Origin of the sequence: Mesorhizobium sp. M1307, from assembly GCF_040318155.1 — a bacterium.
In the GTDB taxonomy this organism is placed as follows: domain Bacteria; phylum Pseudomonadota; class Alphaproteobacteria; order Rhizobiales; family Rhizobiaceae; genus Mesorhizobium.
This window is the reverse complement of record NZ_JAMYLR010000008.1, coordinates 21,340-41,084: the sequence shown is the minus strand read 5'-3', so window position 1 is coordinate 41,084 and position 19,745 is coordinate 21,340. Positions and strand designations below refer to the sequence as shown.

16 protein-coding genes and 1 tRNA gene are annotated in these 19,745 nt (G+C 64.6%); 10 read left to right on the top strand and 7 right to left on the bottom strand.

Annotated features, from left to right (window positions below; all coding sequences use genetic code 11):
* Positions 1-14: 14 nt before the first annotated feature.
* Positions 15-959, bottom strand: a complete 945-nt coding sequence (locus tag NKH16_RS12290; RefSeq protein WP_352899582.1) for a class I SAM-dependent methyltransferase — start codon at positions 957-959, stop codon at positions 15-17.
* Between the two features lie 106 nt (positions 960-1,065).
* Between NKH16_RS12290 and NKH16_RS12285 the strand changes: the two genes are divergently transcribed.
* Both NKH16_RS12285 and NKH16_RS12280 read left to right on the top strand, forming a co-directional pair.
* Positions 1,066-2,076 carry a ligase-associated DNA damage response exonuclease gene (locus tag NKH16_RS12285; protein ID WP_352899748.1) on the top strand — a complete coding sequence of 337 codons (1,011 nt, stop codon included), beginning with the start codon at positions 1,066-1,068 and terminating at the stop codon, positions 2,074-2,076.
* 241 nt (positions 2,077-2,317) lie between these two features.
* Complete coding sequence (locus NKH16_RS12280) at positions 2,318-3,919, top strand: cisplatin damage response ATP-dependent DNA ligase (protein ID WP_352899580.1); 1,602 nt, start codon at positions 2,318-2,320, stop codon at positions 3,917-3,919.
* Positions 3,920-4,021: 102 nt separating this feature from the next.
* Here NKH16_RS12280 and NKH16_RS12275 read toward each other — a convergent pair whose 3' ends face one another.
* Positions 4,022-5,185: a hypothetical protein gene (locus tag NKH16_RS12275; protein ID WP_352899578.1), complete on the bottom strand. Its 1,164-nt coding sequence runs from the start codon at positions 5,183-5,185 to the stop codon at positions 4,022-4,024.
* Positions 5,186-5,538: 353 nt separating this feature from the next.
* Here NKH16_RS12275 and NKH16_RS12270 point away from each other — a divergent pair.
* Together NKH16_RS12270 and NKH16_RS12265 are read left to right on the top strand one after the other, a co-directional pair.
* Positions 5,539-5,614, top strand: a tRNA-Thr gene (locus NKH16_RS12270).
* A gap of 168 nt (positions 5,615-5,782) precedes the next feature.
* Positions 5,783-5,953 (top strand): hypothetical protein, encoded by a 171-nt coding sequence (locus NKH16_RS12265; protein ID WP_352743150.1) that lies wholly within the window; start codon positions 5,783-5,785, stop codon positions 5,951-5,953.
* 26 nt (positions 5,954-5,979) lie between these two features.
* Here the strand turns inward: NKH16_RS12265 and NKH16_RS12260 are convergent, their stop codons facing one another.
* The 5 genes from NKH16_RS12260 to NKH16_RS12240 form a co-directional block, all read right to left on the bottom strand.
* A complete protein-coding gene (locus NKH16_RS12260) occupies positions 5,980-7,569 on the bottom strand; it encodes an indolepyruvate oxidoreductase subunit beta family protein (protein WP_352899576.1) in 1,590 nt (529 codons plus the stop codon).
* A complete protein-coding gene (locus NKH16_RS12255) occupies positions 7,562-9,715 on the bottom strand; it encodes a thiamine pyrophosphate-dependent enzyme (protein WP_352899574.1) in 2,154 nt (717 codons plus the stop codon). The genes NKH16_RS12260 and NKH16_RS12255 overlap by 8 nt, the downstream gene beginning before the upstream one ends.
* Positions 9,716-9,757: 42 nt before the next feature.
* Positions 9,758-10,237, bottom strand: coding sequence for a MarR family winged helix-turn-helix transcriptional regulator (locus tag NKH16_RS12250; RefSeq protein ID WP_023676846.1), 480 nt, complete (start codon positions 10,235-10,237; stop codon positions 9,758-9,760).
* Positions 10,237-11,808, bottom strand: coding sequence for a phytoene desaturase family protein (locus NKH16_RS12245; RefSeq protein WP_352899571.1), 1,572 nt, complete (start codon positions 11,806-11,808; stop codon positions 10,237-10,239). The genes NKH16_RS12250 and NKH16_RS12245 overlap by 1 nt, the downstream gene beginning before the upstream one ends.
* Before the next feature lie 149 nt (positions 11,809-11,957).
* On the bottom strand, positions 11,958-12,749 hold the full coding sequence (locus tag NKH16_RS12240; protein ID WP_352614544.1) for a cyclase family protein: 792 nt from the start codon (positions 12,747-12,749) through the stop codon (positions 11,958-11,960).
* Between the two features lie 117 nt (positions 12,750-12,866).
* Between NKH16_RS12240 and NKH16_RS12235 the strand changes: the two genes are divergently transcribed.
* The 6 genes from NKH16_RS12235 to NKH16_RS12210 all read left to right on the top strand — a co-directional run bounded on the left by NKH16_RS12235 (position 12,867) and on the right by NKH16_RS12210 (position 19,698).
* Positions 12,867-14,441 (top strand): phytoene desaturase family protein, encoded by a 1,575-nt coding sequence (locus tag NKH16_RS12235; protein WP_352899567.1) that lies wholly within the window; start codon positions 12,867-12,869, stop codon positions 14,439-14,441.
* A 107-nt stretch (positions 14,442-14,548) separates the two neighbouring features.
* Positions 14,549-16,075, top strand: coding sequence for an ABC transporter substrate-binding protein (locus NKH16_RS12230; RefSeq protein ID WP_352448554.1), 1,527 nt, complete (start codon positions 14,549-14,551; stop codon positions 16,073-16,075).
* A 64-nt stretch (positions 16,076-16,139) separates the two neighbouring features.
* Positions 16,140-17,147, top strand: coding sequence for an ABC transporter permease (locus NKH16_RS12225; RefSeq protein WP_352448553.1), 1,008 nt, complete (start codon positions 16,140-16,142; stop codon positions 17,145-17,147).
* A complete protein-coding gene (locus NKH16_RS12220) occupies positions 17,140-17,988 on the top strand; it encodes an ABC transporter permease (RefSeq protein WP_352899564.1) in 849 nt (282 codons plus the stop codon). The genes NKH16_RS12225 and NKH16_RS12220 overlap by 8 nt, the downstream gene beginning before the upstream one ends.
* Positions 17,985-18,875 (top strand): ABC transporter ATP-binding protein, encoded by an 891-nt coding sequence (locus tag NKH16_RS12215; RefSeq protein ID WP_352836859.1) that lies wholly within the window; start codon positions 17,985-17,987, stop codon positions 18,873-18,875. The genes NKH16_RS12220 and NKH16_RS12215 overlap by 4 nt, the downstream gene beginning before the upstream one ends.
* Positions 18,868-19,698: an ATP-binding cassette domain-containing protein gene (locus tag NKH16_RS12210; protein WP_352899561.1), complete on the top strand. Its 831-nt coding sequence runs from the start codon at positions 18,868-18,870 to the stop codon at positions 19,696-19,698. The genes NKH16_RS12215 and NKH16_RS12210 overlap by 8 nt, the downstream gene beginning before the upstream one ends.
* Positions 19,699-19,745 lie beyond the last annotated feature (47 nt).

The following is a 19,745-nucleotide window of genomic DNA, read 5'->3' as shown; positions in this document are numbered from 1 at the left end:
CAGCGGCAGGAGTCTTAGCCAGATTTTACGCTGCCGGAAAGCAAGCTTGCCACTACGGCCAGCCCTTCGACCGGTTGGCGGCGATCCTGCCGGATGATTGTTGCCTGCAGCGACAGGACCGAAAAGCCGTTGGCGTCCAGAACCCGCTCTACATAGCTTTGGGAATGCGCGTAGCGGCGGGACGGCAGCAAGGCGAAATCGCCGCTGCCAGACGAGTGGCCGCCAAGGAGCGTCTCGACGGAGAACGCAAACAGACCGCCTCCGGCAAGCATTCCGGCAATCTTGTTCACCACCGTGTCGAGTGCGCCGACATAGATGAACACATCGGCCGCCGTCACCAGATCGGCTTTCGGGCCAGAATAGCAAAAATCCTGCAGGTCCGTCTTGACGAGCAGATCGTAGACGCCTTTGGCGCGCGCCTGCCTCAGCATGGCGGCCGAGATGTCGTAACCCTCCAGCCGGTCGGCGATCGGCCGCAGCTTCTGGCCCATGAGGCCGGTGCCGCAGCCGAGATCGAGCACCAGCGAAAACCGGCCCGGCCGTGCCGCCCGGATACTGCGGTCGAGACATTCGGGCAGGCAATAGCCGAGCCTGTCGACCAGTTCAGCCTCGAAACTCCCGGCATAGTGGTCGTACAGCGTCTCGACAAAGGCGCTGGGCGGCGCCTGGGCCGCCGCTGCCCTGCCGATCAATTGCAGCTTGAGCACCGCGCCGAGCCTGTCCGCCGGGTCGAGCCGCAGTGCCGTCGTCCAGGCCTGCGCGGCACGATCGGGCGCGCCTGCCGCTTCCTGCATCTCGCCGAGGCGGAACCAGCCGGCTGGCCATTGCGGCGCCAGTTCGAGCGCGCCGAGCAGCAATTCCGCGGCTGCCGCATGATCGCCGGACGCATAGAGCATTTCGGCATAGTCGGCGCGGCGGTCGGCGGTCAAATCGCCGGACGAGGTCTGGAGCGGTTTCATGCGATCGGTTCCGCCGGGTGTTTGCAGCCGGCTTGCGCTCTATGCTGGAGTCAGCAGTGACTTACAACAGGCTTCCCGCGCCGGAATTAGCGCCTATCTTGGGGCCATGCGCGCCAGCGACCTGCTTCATCCCCGGCCGGAAGGGCTGTATTGCCCGCCCGGCGATTTCTTCATCGACCCGGTGCGGCCGGTCAACCGGGCGCTGATCACACATGGCCATTCCGACCATGCCCGCTCCGGCCACCGCTCGGTGATGGCGACGCAGCAGACGCTCGACATCATGGGGCTGCGCTACGGCGACAGTTTTGCCGGAACGACGCAAGCCGCCGTGCTCGGCGAGACGATTGCGCTCGAAGGCGTCACCGTCAGCTTTCACCCGGCCGGCCATGTGCTGGGCTCGGCGCAGATCAAGGTCGCGCATCAGGGCACGTGCATCGTCGCGTCCGGCGACTATAAACGCCAGAAGGACGCGACCTGCGAGCCGTTCGAGCCGCTCAAATGCGACGTCTTCATCACCGAGGCGACGTTCGGCCTGCCGGTGTTTCGGCATCCGCCCGATTCCGAAGAGATCGCCCGGCTGCTGAAATCGACCGAACAGTTTCCCGAGCGAACGCATCTGGTCGGCGCTTATGCGCTGGGCAAGGCGCAGCGCGTCATGCGGCTGCTGCGCGATGCCGGCTACGAAAAGCCTATCTACATCCACGGCGCGCTGGCCAAGCTCAGCGAGTATTACCAGAGCCAGAATATCGATCTCGGCACATTGGAACCGGCGACCGTCGAGACCGGCCAAAAAAGCGACTTTGCCGGCGCCATCGTCATCGGCCCGCCATCCGCCTTCGCCGATCGCTGGGCGCGGCGTTTTCCCGATCCGATGTCGTGCTTCGCCTCAGGCTGGATGCGCATCCGCCAGCGCGCCAAGCAGGGCGGCGTCGAACTGCCGCTGATCATCTCCGATCACTCCGACTGGGACGAACTGACGGCGACGATCAAGGAGACCGGCGCGGAAGAAATCTGGGTGACGCATGGCCGCGAGGAGGCGCTGGTGCGCTGGTGCGAACTCGAAGGCATTGCGGCTCGGCCGCTGCATCTGGTTGGTTATGAGGACGAGGGCGATTGATGGTGTCTTTGGATCCAGCAATCGCCGGTACGGCGCTCTGGGGCGCCCCCCTCTGTCCTGCCGGACATCTCCCCCTCAAGGGGGGAGATCGGCAGCTTTGGTTTTGCCGCTCATCCTGCAACGTTGGAAATTGGCGAAAGCAGTCGCGACAGCAAATCTCCCCCCTTGAGGGGGAGATGTCCGGCAGGACAGAGGGGGGCGCGACAGAACGCAAGCCTTTCCCATTGGCGTCGCCCCTCCCATGAACCGCTTCGCCGAGCTTCTCGACCGGCTGGTGCTGACGCCGTCGCGCAACGGCAAGCTGACGCTGTTGACCGACTATTTTCGCAGCGTCGAGGATCCGGACCGCGGGCTGGCGCTGGCGGCCATTACCGGCGATCTGTCCATCACCGCGGTCAAGCCGGCGATGCTGCGCACTCTGGTGATCGAGCGCATGGATCCGGTGCTGTTCGGCTATTCCTACGACTATGTCGGCGACCTGGCCGAGACCGTGTCGCTGGTCTGGCCGCAATCGCCTCTCGATATTGCGAACCACGAGCCGACGCTGGCCGAGGTGGTGGCCAAGCTGCAGGCGGCGAGCCGTTCCGACGGGCCGCAGGTGCTGGCCCGGCTGCTCGACAGCGCCAGCACTTCTGCGCGCTTTGCCATCATAAAGCTGGTCACCGGCGGCCTGCGCATCGGTGTCTCGGCGCGGCTCGCCAAGCAGGCGCTGGCCGATTTCGGCAAGGTCGATATCGCCGAGATCGAGGAACTCTGGCACGGACTGACGCCGCCTTATACGGCTCTGTTCGCCTGGCTGGAGGGCAAGGCAGAAAAACCCAGGAAGACGGCGCTGGCGCTGTTCAGGCCAGTGATGCTGTCGAATGCCGTCGGCGACGGCGACCTCGAAAAGCTCGACCCGGCCGACTACGCGGCCGAATGGAAATGGGACGGCATCCGCGTCCAGGCGGTTTGCGAAGGCGGCATTCGTCGGCTCTATTCGCGCACCGGTGACGATGTCTCGGGTGCCTTTCCGGACCTTGCGGAGGCGATGGATTTTTCCGGCGCCCTCGACGGCGAGCTTCTGGTGGGAGACCCCAGGCAGGCGACGGGCACGTTCTCGGACCTGCAGCAGCGGCTGAACCGCAAGAGCGTGTCACCCAAGATGCAGCAGCAATACCCCGCCTTCATGCGCTGCTACGATGCGCTGCAGATTGGTGACGAGGATGTGCGCGGACTTCCCTTCCGCGAACGGCGCGGCCGGCTCGAGGCCTTCGTCAGGACGCTCGATCCGGGCCGCTTCGATCTGTCGCCGCTGGTCGAATTCACCAACTGGCAGGCGCTGGAGGAATTGCGCCGCAAGCCGCTGCATCCTGTCATCGAAGGCGTCATGCTGAAGCGCTGGGATTCGCCCTATGTGGCCGGGCGGCCGAAGGGCCCGTGGTTCAAATGGAAACGCGATCCGCACACGGTCGACGCGGTGCTGATGTATGCCCAGCGCGGCCACGGCAAGCGTTCGAGCTTCTATTCCGACTACACATTCGGCGTCTGGTCCGGGCCGGAAGGATCGGAGGAGCTGGTGCCGGTGGGAAAAGCCTATTTCGGCTTCACCGACGAGGAACTGAGGCAGATCGACAAATATGTCCGCGACAATACGATCGAGCGCTTTGGCCCGGTCCGCTCGGTGCGTGCCGACCGCAGGAACGGGCTGGTGCTTGAGGTAGCCTTCGAAGGGCTCAACCGCTCGACGCGGCACAAATCCGGCGTTGCCATGCGCTTTCCGCGCATTTCGCGGCTGCGCTGGGACAAGCCGGCCGCCGAAGCCGACCGCATCGAGACGCTGCAGGCGCTGCTCGATAGTTAATGCATGTCGCGCAAAAAGTGTGCAGCGGTTTTGCGGTAACGACATGCATCAAAACAAGAACCTAAAGTGCGTCGCATGAGGCCGGTCCGAATGCGACGTGCTTTAGGGAACGACTGAAACGCGGATCTCGTAGATGTCGACCGACTTGCCCTGCTTGTCGAAGTCGGAATTGATGGCGATGGTGCCGGCAGCACCCGGACGCTTGTCGGGAAAGCGCACGTCGAACAGATATTCATTGCGCTCGCGACCGACCGCATAGCGCTTGCGGCCGCAGTCGCCGAGTTCGCCGAAATTGCAATCGACGGAAATCTGCGTCTCCTGCCCCTCCTCGGAGCGCGCGATGATGTCGAATGTGGCATGCTTGCCGGCTAGTTTTTCCAACACGCCTTGTCCGACGTCGAAGCTGATGGCCGAGCCGGATGCCCCCGAGCGGATGCGCAGGAAGGAACCGCTTTCGTCCTGGATGACGTCGGCCTTGGCGTCCGACGGTGCATTGACCTGCGTCGGGTCACCCGGCGAAAAAACGTTGATCCAGTCGCGCGCCTCGTCCTGCTCGCCCTGCTTCGGCGGCGAAGCGGTGTCGTCCGGCGTGAAATCTTCGCCGTCGACCGTTGGCGGCGCTTCCGGTGGGGCTGTGTCGAGCTCGGTCGCCGATTTGAAGACGCCGGTCTGGTTGGCGAAATAAAGGCCGATGCCGGCGGCTGCGAGCAGCGTCACACCGAAGAAGATCGCGGTCAAGGGCAGGCGCCGCCGTCTCGCCCGCCGGTCGTCGCGGTCGGGCGTCACTTCCGCGTCGTCGGTTTCGACGTCGGCTTCGGTCGGAACCGAGGCCCCCATGTCGATCACCGGCGCCTCGGCAACAGGCGCGTCGGGCATGATGTCGGGGACGACCGGCAAGACGCGCGACCGGGGCGCATCGGATTCGGGCGGCTGCGCCGGACCCTCAACGACGACATCGGGCGACGGCGCGGGCTCGGCTTCGGCTTCGGCTTCGGCCGGAGGCTCCACCGCCGGTGCTGCCTGCAAACTGTCGGTCGGCGCGGCGACGTCGGCAACCGCCGGCAGGAATTCCGATTCGATTTCGGTGATCTTCGCCTGGACCGCCTTGCGGCGCTTGATGGCGACTTCCACGGTGACGTTTGGATTGGCCTGCAGGGCACGGTCGAGTGCCGCGAAAGCCGATCGATAGACCCGCTCGCGAAACGCCCGGTCGTCGGCATTGCCTTTCTCGAAGGCATTGCGGATCGCTTTTTCGATCGCGTCCAAGCGAATTCCCTCTGCAATTTCACTCACTTTGTCATGATCGTTAGCCGCAGGCGACCAATCAATCAACAAGCGAGCGGCCGCATTCTGCCTTGCCGAGGGGCACAAAGCTCATTTCGGCGGTTTTCGGTAAAGGAATCAACATTTTTCGCTGATTTTCCCGTCACGGCCAACGTGGCGGTCGCGCGGCGTGCCGATGCGGCATCACGCGGCCAATGGTAGATCCGCGCGGCGGCGGCCCTTGCGCCCGGCCGGAGGCGGCACGAATTGCCTCGTCCTGAAATCGCGACTGCCATCTTGAATTCGCGGCCGGTTGCGTCTATCACGCAGCCCATCTTGGAAGCTCGGCTTCCCGGGCCGCTTTAGCTCAGTTGGTAGAGCACATCATTCGTAATGATGGGGTCAGGTGTTCGAGTCACCTAAGCGGCACCAACAATTTCCCAGCATTTAGAATCGCTTGCGTAGGGCCCGCCCCGCAGAAACTTATTTGGGCTTGAATGCTAAATAAGGAAATACGCCCGCTTTCCGCGCTGCGATCTTGACTCACGGCGAACATCTCATCGTCGGCGGTTCCGGCCTGACGTTCAACAGGGGAGAAAAATGGAAAAGGAAGACGATGTCCTAAGCGACCTGAGCTATGTCGCCGAAAATTTCGATGATATGGCAAAGGAAACGATCGTCCTGGTGCTGGAGGCGGCGATCGCCGAGATCATTGGCCTGAGAATTGCCGTGCAGACTGCCGCGTCGAAGGCGACACGGACGACAGACTGAGTTGCAGCCGGGGTTGAACGAGCGCCTCAGCTCACCCGATTGTCACCCAGCGACGCCACCGTCTTCAGCGCGCCGTCGAGCATGTCGCCCTTCTCGTCCTTCAGTGCTGCTTCGCGCAGGCGCCGGATCCAGTCGGCGGCGTCCGGACGGCCCTTGACCAGGTCGAGCGCCGACAGCACCCGGTCAAATTTCGACTGGGCGCGGGCGTGGGTGTCGCTGTAACCCTTGATCAGCCGGCGGCAGTTGAGGATCTCCGTACCAAGCGCGTAGTCCTGGCCGACTTGGCCCAGCGCCAGCGCATACCAGCGCTCGAGATGCGCGGTCTCGACCTTGTGGCGCAGCAGCCGGCGGCGCCAGCGGCGCAGGCCGCCGATGAACCACAATGCGGCAAAGCCGGCAAAGCTGTCGGTGCGGATGTGACGGCCGCGATTGATGCGGCGGTCGAGGAAGGCGGCGAGCTTCGGCCGGCTTTCGATGTAGTTGCCGAGCCCGGCCGGCAGCGTGCCGCAGAATTCCTCGATGCGCGGATGGAAATATTCGGTCACCTGCAGGACCGAGCCGTCCTTGACGCCGACCTCGCGGCGTACGCGTCGGTCGCGGCTCGAGCGCGTCTTCAGGTCGGCGACGCGGATCATGTCGTCGTAGCACATCGCGTTGGCCAGATGCTTGGCGGCGGCAATCGACAGCGCGTAGGCGTGTTCGGCATCGTCCAGAGCGACGGCCCGGTCGAGCCTATCGAGATACTCGCCGCCATAAGCAACGTCCTGATAGTCGACCACTTTTTTCAGGCCGCGAAGCGCCATGTCGCGCACGGGTACAGGCAGCGTGGCGACGCGCGACGCCAATTGTTGCCAGCCCTTCAACAGGCTTTCCGGGCCGCTGACTTCTGTCGCGGCGCCCGAGCCGGTTTCAGCGGCCGCCGGCCCTGCAGTCTTGTCGCCCGAAGGCGCACTCGCGATGCCGCGCGCCCGATCGTAGGCGGCGCCGAAGGCGGCGAGGCTGGCCTTGACACCACGGCCGCCGGCACTGACCGCCTGCTCATAGCTTTCGCGACTGAACGGCAAGGCGTCGGAGCCGGCCAGCGCGCCGAGCAGGCTGGCCGAGATCATCGAGCCATTGTCGGCGGCGATCTTCTCCATGTCGAAGGCGATGAAGCGCTTGGCCGCGGCTTCCGCCGTGGCATGCACCTTCGAGGACGAAGCGAGGCCATCGCCGGGCTCGATCTTCTCCGAGACGGCGGCGATGCGGTGCGACGAGGCGATCAGCGTGGTGCGCTCGGGCGTGACGAAGCCGCGGATGATGGCGCGGCCGGCTTCCATCAGTTCGGCGGCGATCAGGATGTCGACGTCGCCCTGCGACGGCGACAGCGCGAAGACCGGCAGGCGGCCGGTGTCGCGGCACATTTCGACATAATAGATGGTGGCGCCGGTGCGCTGGGCGACGCCGGCGACCGAGGTCGATTGCGCGACGTAGCCGTTGCGCTCGGCGACGTCGGTGATCCAGTCGGCCAGCACACCACCGCCCTGGCCGCCGACCGCCAGCACGGCAAGCTTGATGACGCGCTCGTCGTCCGGCGCGCCGGCCTTTGAACGGGTTGATGGAACGGCGTCAAGCATCGGCGAATATCAGGCGCCGGCTTTCACGGCGCCGCTGCAAGAGACTGATCGTGGCGCGACGCGCGGCTCCAAGGAAACGGTCCCAGCGGCTCGGATTGTGCACGACATCGGCGCGGTAGAAGGACGGGCAGAGCACCGCCGCATCGGCGACCTCGCCGCAATTGCCGCAACCGACGCAGCTTTGGTCGATATGCGCCACCGGATCGTCGCGCAACGGATCGTCGAGCGACTTCACCGAAAGCGACGGACAGCCGGACAGCCGCATGCAGGCATGGTCGCCGGTGCAGATATCCTCGTCGACACCGAATTTCGGCTTGACTATGCGCGTCCCGCCCTTGATCGCCTTGTCGACCAGCGGCTTTTCGCGGCGCTGCCGGTTGAGCATGCATTCGGACGAGGCGACAATGACTTTTGGGCCCTTCTCGTCCGTCGTCAGCGCCTCGCGCAGCGTGTCTTGCATCTTGGTTACGTCATAGGTGCGGTCGATGTGGCGCAGCCATTTGACGCCCATGCCCTTCACCGCCTCGGTGATCGGGTGCTTGGTCGACTTGGTCTTGTTGCCGGCGCGGGACGACAGGATGTCCTGCCCTCCGGTCGCGGCCGAATAGAAATTGTCGACGATGACGATGACGCCGTCGTTCTTGTTGAACACGGCATTGCCGACCGAGGAGGTCAGGCCGTTGTGCCAGAAGCCGCCGTCGCCGACGAAGGAGATCGAGCGGCGCTTGGCGTCCGGCGAATTGAACGCCGAAGCCGAGGCCGGCCCCAGCCCGTAGCCCATGGTAGTGGCACCTAGCTCGAAAGGCGGCATGATCGAGAACAGATGGCAGCCAATGTCGGAGGCGATGTGGTGCTTGCCCAGCTCCTGCTCGACCAGCTTGGTGGCGGCGAAGATCGGCCGCTCCGGGCAGCCGACGCAGAAGCCGGGCGGCCGGCCCGGGACGACGTTGATCAGGTCGGCGGTGTCGAGCCCGTCGCCGATCTTGTTCGGCGCGCGGACCTCGCTTGGCAGCAGATGCGGGATGGTGGCGCGCAGAAACGATCCGATGCCGTCGAGCATCACCTGGCCGGTATATTCGCCGGCCATAGGCAGATGTTCCTTGCCGACGAGCCTGGTGCCGCGGCCGGCCTTGTGCAGCATCGCGGCAAAGGCCTGTTCGATGTAGTTGGGCTGGCCTTCCTCGACGACGAGGACGGCGTCCTTGCCTTCGCAGAAAGACAGGAACTCGTCGTCGACTAAGGGATAGACGGCGTTGAGCACATAGAGCGGCACGTCGGTGTCGCCATAAGTGTCGGCGAGGCCGAGCCGCTGCAGCGCCCGGATGACCGAATTGTACATGCCGCCCTGCATGACGATGCCGACCGAGCCGTGCTCCGGGCCGAAAAACTCGTTGATCTTGTTGGTGCGGATGAAATCCACCGCCGCCGGCCAGCGTTTCTGCACCTTTTCCTTCTCGTGCAGGAAGGACGCGGGCGGCAGCACGATGCGGCCGGTGTCGCGGCGCGGCGCCTCGAGCGCATCGGCCACAGTCATTGCCGGGCGCTTGTTGTTCTTGGCGATGAAATGGCCGTGGACATGGCAGCAGCGAATACGGACCTGCAGCATGACCGGCGTGTTGGAAACCTCGGACAGCTCGAAGCCGTCCTCCACCGCCTTGACGATCGACGGCAGGTTCGGTCGCGGGTCGAGCAGCCAGACCTGGCTCTTCATGGCAAAGGCGTGGCTGCGCTCCTGCATGATCGAGGAGCCTTCGCCGTAATCCTCGCCGACGATGATCAATGCACCGCCGGTGACGCCGCCGGAAGCGAGATTGGCGAGCGCGTCGGAGGCGACATTGGTGCCGACCGTCGACTTGAAGGTGGCCGCGCCACGGATCGGATAGTGCACCGATGCCGCCAGCATGGCGGTGGCGGTCGCTTCCGAGGCGCTCGCCTCGAAATGCACGCCGAGCTCGCCCAGGATATCCTGCGCGTCGGCCAGCACGTCCATCAAATGGCTGATCGGCGCGCCCTGATAGCCGCCGACATAGCCGACGCCGCATTGCAGCAGCGCCTTGGTGATGGCGAGAATGCCTTCGCCGGAAAACTCCTCGCCGGCGCCGAGCCTGAGCTTTTCGACTTCCTTGGCAAAAGACCGTTCGGCCATTTTGGGCTCCTTCCGTTACCGCCCCGATGGCGGCGCGTAAGATCAGATGTCGTGCTTGCGAATGTTCTTCAGCATCTTCTGCAATGTCGCGATCAGCGCCGCGTATTCGGCATCGTCGACATCGTCGAACATTGCCTCGAAAGCGTCGTGCATGGCCGGCCAGGCGCGCGCGAACTCGGCGCGGCCATCGTCGGTCAGGAACACATGGCGGATACGGCTGTCGGTGACCCCCTGCTCGCGCCGCACAAACCCTTGCCCCTCCAGCGTGTCGAGCGTCCGGCTCAAGGTCGACTGCTCGATGACGGTATAGACCGAGAGATCGTTGACGGTGACGCCATCGGTGACCGACAACACGGCCAGCGTGCGCACCTGCGGAATGGTCAGGCCCTGCCTGCGGAAATTGTCACGCAAAGTGGCGTTGTAGCGGCCCATGATGCGGTTCATCAGATAGGGCGCGAATTGCTGCAGGCCGATCTGGCCCAAAGTCGAGATGCGCTGGCGCTTTTCAACCTTCTGTTCCATCACAGCCTCCCCGCCAGGAGAAAGCCGGAGCCGCCGCCCAAGCCAGCACCCGGATGGGTCGAGGCACCGATGTGGTAGAGACCCCTGACCCCGGTGGCGTGATTGCGGCTCGTCTTGAACGGCCGCCACAGAAACGACTGGTCGATGGCCGAGGAACCGCCATAGGGATCGCCGCCGACCAGATTGATGTTCATCGCTTCCAGGTCGGCCGGCGAACAGGCGCGGCGTGCGATGACGCTGTCCTTGAACCCATCGATATGGCTGGCGAGGATCGCTTCGGCACGGTCGGCATAGGCTTCGCGCAGCGCCTCGGTCCAGCGACCGTCTGCCGGTGTTTGCAGTTTGCCGGCGGCATCGCCCTTGATATGCCGTGGCGCCTCGGGCAGTTGCAGCCACAGGACCGCCTTGCCGTCCGGGCAGCGCGATGGGTCGAGCGCGTGCGGCTGGCCGACGCAGATGGTCGGCACCTCCGGCAGCATGCCGCGCACGGCTTCGTTGCAGGCCTTCGAGACGCCGTCGAGCCCCGGCGTCAGATGCAGCAGCGCGACCTTGTCCAGGCCCTCGCCGCGCCATGCCGGCGGCTTGTCCAAGGCATAGTGGATCTGGAAATTGCCCTTGCCGTAGCGGTATTTTTGCGCTGCCTCGACGTCGGCTTTCGGCGCCGCGTCGCCGAGCAGCCGCTCGTAGAGCTGGGTCGGCGTGACCGAGCAGATGACGCTCTTGTTCACGTTGATCGTTTCGCCCGAAGCCAGCCGCACGCCGGCGGCGCGGCCTCCGCTTTGGACAATAGCCGCGACGTCGGCGCCGGTGCGGATTTCGCCGCCACGTTCCCTGATCAGGGCTTCGAAGGCGGCCAGCAGATTCCTGGCACCGCCCTTGACGATCGGCGCGCCGGCCGCCTCAAGCGCGAAAGCGATGACCTTGGCGATCTGGCCGGAGAACGCGTCCTCAGGCCCGAGGCCGGCATGCAGCACCCAGGGCGCCCACAGCGCGCGCATGGTTTCCGACTGGTAGGTGCTTTCCAGCCAACCGCGCGCCGGAACCAGCGCGCTGCCGAGAAAGGCGGCAAGGCCACGCGGGCCGCGCCGCCAGGCTTCACCCGCCAGCAGCCTGGCCGTCGGGTAGGACCACAGGCTGCCACCGAGCAGTCCGAACAGCAGACCGGCGTTGCGCTCGATCTCGCCGACATCGTTTGCGTGCCGGTCGCCGTCGGCCGCGGCAAGCGCATTGATCGCCGCTACATTGGCGATACGATCGGTGCGCAGGACGGCATGGCTGCCGTCCGGGCGCAGCACACCGGTCGGCGTGGAGGTGTTGCAAAACTCCAGGCCGTGCCGCGCCAGATCCTTGCCCAGCGCCGCATAGGCAGGCGAGGTGATGAACAGGACAAAGGTCGTCGCCATCACGTCGTGGATGAAGCCGGGCGCGGTGATTTCTTCGGTGCGCATGCAGCCGCCGATGCGGTCGTTGCGCTCGAGCACCAGCACCTTCGCCCCCTTGCCGCCAAGCATCGCCGCGCAGACCAGCGCGTTGATGCCGCTGCCGACGACGATGTGATCGGGAGCGCTCATCGATGCGTGCTCCTAGCCGGCAGGAGTTCAATTGCAGAGATTGGCGCTCTACGGCGCCGTAGAGCCGCAGCTTTGCAAGGCTGCCGCTCCCACTCCGTCACCACAGTGCCACTTCCGCACATGATCTTCTCCCGAAGACCGCAGCTACCCTATTGCCTTGGCACCAACGCCAACGCGCGGATCGGGCTGCCGGTGCCGTGCTCGATCTTGAGCGGCGCCGCGATCAGGATCGCGCCTTTCGGCGGCAGCCGGTCGAGGTTGCAGAGGCTGGCGAGGCCGTAGCGGTTGGCCTTGTGCATCAGGCTGTGCGCCGGGAACGGCGGCTCCATTCCCCCTGCTTTTCCAGCATCCGTGCCGATCGTCTCGCTGCCCCAGCCCTTGATGTCCTTGCTAATCAGATACTGGATGGCTTCGGCGGTCGGGCCAGGCGTGTGCGGTCCGGTCTCGTTGGCGTTAAGGAACTCGGCTTCCGAGCCGTTGCGCTTATACCAGTCGGTGCGCATCACCACCCACTCGCCGGGGTTGATAGCGCCATGTTCGGCTTCCCATGCCTTGATGTGATCGACGGTGAGCAGGAAATCGTGATCGGCTGCCGCTTGCTTCGAACAGTCGATGACGTTGACCGGGCCGACGAAGTTCTGCGCCGGAATGGTGTCGGTGGCGCCGTCCGGATAATCCTTGCCGGTGATCCAGTGGTTGGGTGCGTCGAAATGCGTGCCCGAATGCTCGCCGAGCTTGAGCCAGTTCCACGCCCACCACGGGCCATTCTTGTCATAGGCGGAGATGGCGTGGATCTCGACCTTCGGCGTGTCCACCGCCAGCTCCGGCGGCAGCTTGATCAGCGGCGTGTCGGGCCCGAGCGGCGCCGTCAGGTCGACCACCTGGATGGCGCCTGAAAGCAGCTGGCCGGCGACTTCGCCTAGAAGTTGTTGTGTGTCCATGGTCTCTGTTCCCTCTTTCTCGATGGTGCTGAAGGCTCTCGCGGCCCTTAATATCCTACTAGACGAAAACATATGCATCTGCAATTATCTTTAAGCGTAAAGGAAATGGGACGGGGCGTGAGCGAGTTCGACGCCATATTTGTCGGGGCAGGCCACAACAGTCTGGCATGCGCCGCGCATCTGGCGCTCAAAGGCTGGAAAACGGCAGTTTTCGAGCGTAATGCAACGATCGGCGGCGCCGTCCAGACGCGCGAATTGACGCTTCCGGGCTTCCGGCACGATTTCGGCGCGATGAATCTCAGCCTGTTCGCCGGCTCGGCCTTTCACAAGAAATATGCAAATGAATTGAAAACCCACGGGCTGGAATTCGTGCCGGTGGCCGACTGTTTTGCCAGCGCCTTCCCCGACGGTCGCTGGTTCGGCGTCAGCAGCGACCTGGAAAAGACCGCCTCGCGCACGGCCGCTTTTTCCGACGCCGACGCACAGACATGGCGCCGTCTGGTTGCGGCATTCCCGGCGGAGGCCGAGCATCTGTTCCGGCTGCTGGGCTCGCCGATGAGCGGCCGTGCGCTCGCCGGCACCGCCTGGAACCTCTGGCGCAAGAAGGGTTTTGCCGGCGCGCTCGATACTGGTCGGTTGCTGCTTTCGTCACCCCGCGCCTGGCTCGAGGAGACTTTCCAGTCACCGCATGTCAGGGCGACGCTCGCCACCTGGGGCATGCATCTCGACTTCGCCCCCGATATCGCCGGTGGCGCGGTGTTCCCTTACCTCGAATCCATGGCCAACCAGTGCTTCGGCATGGTGCTCGGCAGAGGCGGCGCCGACACGATTATCCGCGCTTTGTCGGGCATGCTCACGGCCGCCGGCGGCAAGATCGTCACCGGGGCTGATGTAGCCGAGATCACGGTTTCGGCCGGCAAAGCGACCGGCGTGCGGCTCGCTTCCGGCGAGACCCACACAGCCACCAAGGCCGTCATCGCCGGTGTCGCGCCCAAGGCGCTGACCGGGAAACTGTTGCCTAGCGGATCGGGCGACACCGGCTTCGACACGGCCGTGAAAAAATTCCGCCACGCGCCGGGGACGTTGATGATCCATCTGGCGCTCGACGATCTGCCGGACTGGCGCGCCGGCGCCGAGCTTCGGCAGTTCGCCTATGTGCACCTTTCGCCGTCGCTCGACGCCATGTCGCTGACCTACCAGCAGGCGATGGCAGGCATGCTGCCGGACGAACCGGTGCTGGTCGTCGGCCAGCCGACGGCCGTCGATCCCTCGCGCGCGCCGGACGGCAAGCACGTACTTTGGGTGCAGGTGCGCATGCTGCCAGCCGAGATTGCAGGCGATGCGGCGGGCACGATCGCGGCGGCTCACTGGGACGAGGCTAGGGAGCACTACGCCGGGCGCGTCCTCGACATTATCGAGCGCTATGCGCCCGGCCTTCGTCGGAAGATCCTCGGCCGCGCCGTATTCTCGCCCATCGACCTCGAACGCGAGAACCCGAACCTTGTCGGCGGCGACCAGATCTGTGGCAGCCATCATCTGGCGCAAAATTTCCTGTTCCGGCCGGTGCGCGGTTACGCCGGCTGGAACACGCCGGTCGGCAATCTGCATCTGACCGGGGCGGCAACATGGCCCGGCGCCGGCACCGGGGCGGCGTCGGGCTTCATGCTCGCGCAACAACTTGGCGGGAGGTAGGCTCCATTTTTCATCTAGGGTGAAGGAGGACAAGGCGCGGTTGCCCAAGGAGCCTGAACCCACCGATTGACAACGACACCGCGCATAAAAGCAACAGGGGAACGACCATGACAATCAACAGACGAGAATTGCTCGGATATGGCGCGGCCGCACTTGGCGCCACGGCGCTCGGCCTGCCGCAAATCGCCAAGGCTGCCGGCGAACTGACCATCGCCTACAATGTCAATTTGCCGTCCTGGGACCCGACCACCGGGCCTTCGGCGGTCAACCCGACCATCCAGGGTCTGTACCAGTCGGTGTTCGACCAGTTCATCCCGCAGAAGCCGGATCTTTCTTTCGCGCCCGGCCTGCTCACCGAATGGGGCTGGAACGAGGGTCGCAGCAAGATCATGATGACGGTGCGCGAGGGCGTCACCTGGCATGACGGCTCGCCATTCACGGCCGAAGACGTGGTCTGGTCGCTGCAGCGGGCGGGCGATGAAAAGACCGGCAACCCGATCCAGTTCGTCTGGAAGAACGTCAACAACTTCAAGATCGACGGCAACAAGATCACCGGCGACGTCGTGCAATTCGACCCGGTGTATTTCAAGTGGATGTCGTTCCTGACCGGCTACATCATGCCGAAGACCTATTACGAAAAGGTCGGCGCCGAGGGTTTTGAGAAAGCCCCGATCGGCACCGGGCCCTATATGGTCGACAAATTCGAGCGCAACGCCTTCCTGCGGCTCAAGGCCAACCCGAACTACTGGGGCGGCAAGCCGGCCTTCGAAAACGTAACCATCAAGTTCGTCACCGATGCGGCGAGCCGCGTCGCCGAGATCGAGTCCGGTTCCTCGCAGGTGACGCTGGAAATCCCCTATGAGGAATATGACCGCCTGATCGCCAAGGATGGACTTGCCGGCTCGTGCAAGAACGTTTCCGACATCGGCATGATCTTCTTCAACGACATCGACGTGATGCTGGACAAGAACGTGCGCCAGGCAGCGGTGATGGCCGTCGACAAAAAGCTTTTGGTCGACCGGCTGCTGCGCGGTTACGGCCAGCCCATCGATACGCTGGAGACGCCGGAATACGCGGCCTACGATGCGTCGATCAAGGTGGAGCACAATCCGGACAAGGCCAAGGAACTGCTGGCCGCCTCCGGCTATTCGCCGGAAAAGCCGGTCAAGTTCACGATACAGACGACCAAGGGCTTCAAGCCCAAGGACTACGAGATGATCCAGGCGATCGTCGGCATGTGGCGCAAGGTCGGCATCGAGGCGACGATCGAGGTCTACGAGATCGCCAAGCACTACGAGCTGCGCGCCGCCGACAAGCTGGCGCCGGCGGCCTTCTACAATTGGGGCAACGCCATCGGCGACCCGACCACCTCGACCGGTTTTGCCATGTATGGCCCGAGCCCGCATTCGGTGTGGGACAGTCAGGATCTGATCGACATGATCAATCCACTATGGGGCGAGAAGGACGAGGCCAAGCGCATTGCCGGCTGGAAGGCCGTCGACAAATACATCGCCGAACAGGCCTATGTGCTGCCGCTGATCCAGTATGCGCAGCCGATCGTGCATGCCAAGGGCGTCAATGTCGTGCAGCATGTGTCGGGCGCACTTCTGCCGGCGCTGATGAGCCCGGCCTGAGACAGTCTTCGGCTTGTCGCGCGCCGTCCGGAATGACGGCGCGCATTTTCCGCCACGGGCGACCATGCTGCTGCAAAGATTCCTGATCCGTCTTCTGACGATGGCGATCACGCTGTTCGGCGTGGCCGTCGTCGTCTTCGTCGTCATCCGTGTCGCGCCAGGCGATCCGATCGCGATGATGCTGCCGCCCGGTGCAACCGATGCCGACATCGCGCGTCTGCGCGCGCTTTACGGGCTGGACAAGACCATCGTCCAGCAATTTTTCATCTGGCTGGCAGGTGTCGTCAGGGGCGATTTCGGCACTTCGATTTCGCTCCGGCAGGATGTTCTGGGCCTGGTCTTCAACCGCCTGCCGGCGACGCTGGAACTCGCGATCGTCGCGCTTGTGATGGCGCTGGCGATCGGCGGCACGACGGCGATCCTCGGCGCGCGCGAACGCGGCACCGCGGTCGAAGCTGGCATCGACATCGCCAGCGGTGCGGCGCTCTCGATTCCCGATTTCCTGTGGGGTTTGGTGCTGATCCTTTTGTTCGGCGTGCTGGTGCCGGTTTTCGACATTTCCGGCCGGGTGTCGCCGCAACTCGATCTGCCCTTCGTCACGCAATTCTATCTGTTCGAAAGCATCGTACGGCTGCGCTTCGACCTGACCAGGGACCTGCTGGCACACATGCTGATGCCGGCGATTGCGCTGGCGCTGCCACTGGCCGCGATCATCTCGCAGCTGCTGAAACAGTCGCTGAAGGAAGTGCTCGACCTCGACTACGTCGTGCTGGCGCGGGTAAAGGGCTTTTCGGAAACGCAGGTCATCCTGCGCGAGGCGCTGAAGAACGCGGCCCTGCCGACGCTGACGCTGGTCGGCGTGCAGTTCACCTTCCTCATCGGCGGCACGGTCATCGTCGAACGGCTGTTTTCCTATGAAGGTCTCGGCAACATGGCGATCGATGCCGTCATCAACCGCGACCTGCCGCTGATCCAGGGCATCGTGCTGGTCTTCGCGCTGCTGTTCGTGCTGATCAACCTTGCCGTCGACATGATGTACGCCCTGCTCAATCCGAGGCTGCGCCATGGATGAGGCCCGCATTTCGAGACATGGCTCGCGGGCACGCCTGTGGCTGGCCGGCGGCTGGCTGCTGATTGCGCTGCTGGCCGCGATTTTTGCGCCGTTGGTCGCGCCGCAGGACCCACTGGCGCAGGATTTGATGCTGGAGCGGCTGCCGCCGTTCTGGCTGAGCGGTGCTGAGCCCGGCTACTGGCTCGGCACCGACAGCCTCGGCCGCGATCTTCTGTCACGGCTGATCTTCGGTGCCCGCATCGCCTTCATCGTCGCCTTCGCGGCAGCCCTTGCCGCCTGCCTGGTCGGCTCGACGCTGGGGCTGATCGCCGGCTATTTCGGCGGCTGGGCCGACCGCATCATCTCGCGCATCGTCGATGTCTGGATGGCGTTTCCGCCGGTGCTGTTTGCCATCCTTTTGGTCGCAGTGCTCGGCACCGGCTTGAGCTCGGTTATCATTGCCATTGCCGTCATCGACTGGACGCGCTTCTGCCGGGTGATCCGCGCCGAGACGTTGGGCCAGTCGCGCATGGACTATGTCGAGAACGCCCGCATCGCCGGCTACAGCCGCATCGGCATCATGCTGCGCGAAGTGCTGCCCAATGTGGTGCCGTCGATCGTCGCGCTGCTGTCGCTGGAGATGGGCATTGCCGTCATCGTCGAGGCGATCCTGTCCTTCGTCAATCTGTCGATCTCGACCGACGACCCAACCTGGGGCGGCATCATCGCCGAGGGCCGCCTGTCGATCCATCAGGCCTGGTGGGTGCTGGTGTTCCCGCTGGTCACGCTGATCCTGACAGTGCTGTCGTTCAGCCAGTTCGGCGAAGGTCTCAGGGCACGTTTCGATCCGGTGCTGCGATGAACGCGCTGGCGAAACCCTGCCTTGACATACGCAGCCTTAGCGCGGTGCTGCCTAATGGCTTGCGCGTGCTGCGCTCGGTGTCGCTCGCCGTCGAGCCCGGCGAGGTGCGCGCGCTGGTCGGCGAGAGCGGCGCCGGCAAGACGATGATCGGCAAGGCGGTGCTTGGCGTGCTGCCCTCGAGCGTGCGCATCGTCGAAGGCGACATGCTGCTGGAGGGCGAGGACCTCGGCAAGCTTCAGCCAAAGGCAAGGCGCACGCTGATCGGCGCGCGCACCGCGCTGATCCCGCAAGACCCGCTGACCGCGCTCAACCCGTCACGCCGCATCGGCCCGCAGATGACCGACCGGCTGGTGCGCATCCTCGGCTGGAGCGGTGAGAAGGCCGATACACGCATTCGCCAATTGCTGGACGAGGTGCAGATCCGCGACCCCGAGCGTGTCCTCAAATGCTATCCGCACGAGCTGTCCGGCGGCATGCGCCAGCGCGTGCTGATCGCCGCGGCGTTTGCGGCCGAACCAAGGCTGATCGTCGCCGACGAGCCGACCACGGCGCTCGACGTGACCGTGCAGAAGCAGATCCTGCGGCTGATCGCGCAGCTGCAGCGCGAGCACGGCACGGCGATCCTGTTCGTCACCCATGATCTCGGCGTCGTCGCCAAGATCAGCCAGAAGGTCTCGGTGCTCTATGCCGGCAAGGTGGTCGAGGAGGCCGAAACGGCCGCTCTCTTCGCCGCTCCGCAGCACCCCTACACGCGAGCGCTGATGGCCGCGACGCCACGCTACACCGACCCCTTCGCTTCGCTGAAGCCGGTGGACGAGGCGGTGCTGGCCGGGCTTGCTTCGGAGATCGCCGCCGCCGATCAGGCCTGGAGGCGCCCGCATGGCTGAGCCGCTGTTTTCCGTGCGTGGGCTGAAGGTCGCGCTGCCCGACATGACGCGCAAGCCGCTGATCGGCCGCGCGCCCTTGGCCGAGATCCTGAAAGGGCTGGATTTCGACCTGCCAAAGGGATCGGTGACCGGCATCGTCGGCGAATCCGGCTCCGGCAAATCGACGCTTGGCCGCGCCTTAGTGCGGCTTCTTGAGCCGAGCGCCGGCAAGGTCATCTTCGACGGCCGCGACATCACACATCTGCCTGAGGCCGAGCTCCGGCCGCTGCGCCGCAATCTGCAGATGATCTTCCAGGATCCGATGTCGTCGCTCAACCCGCGCCGCACCATCTTCAGCATCATCGCAGCACCGCTCAAGCAGAACGGGCTTGGCGACAATCTCAAGGGGCGTGTCGCGGAGGCATTGCAGCGCGTCGGCCTGCCGCAAGGCTTCGCCAGCCGCTATCGTCATGAATTGTCGGGCGGCCAGCGCCAGCGCATCGGCATTGCCCGCGCGCTGGCGCTGTCGCCGAAATTCGTGCTGGCCGACGAAATCGTCTCAGGCCTCGACGTGTCGACGCAGGCACAGATCCTGACGCTGCTGGAAAAACTCGCCGCCGAAATGGGCCTGACCGTTGCCTTCATCAGCCATGACCTGTCGGTGATCCGGCGGCTCTGCCGGCAAGTGATCGTCATGCGCGAAGGCGCGATCGTCGAAGCCAGTGCGACCGACGCTTTGTTCGAGCAGCCGCAGCAGGGCTACACGCGCGATCTGCTCGCCGCCATTCCGCTGCCCGAGATCGATGATGCCTGGCTACTTCCCGCCGCAAAGGCGCCGGCATGAAACACAATCCTATTCGCACGCTAAAGAGCGGGCCTCGGGCGTGCACC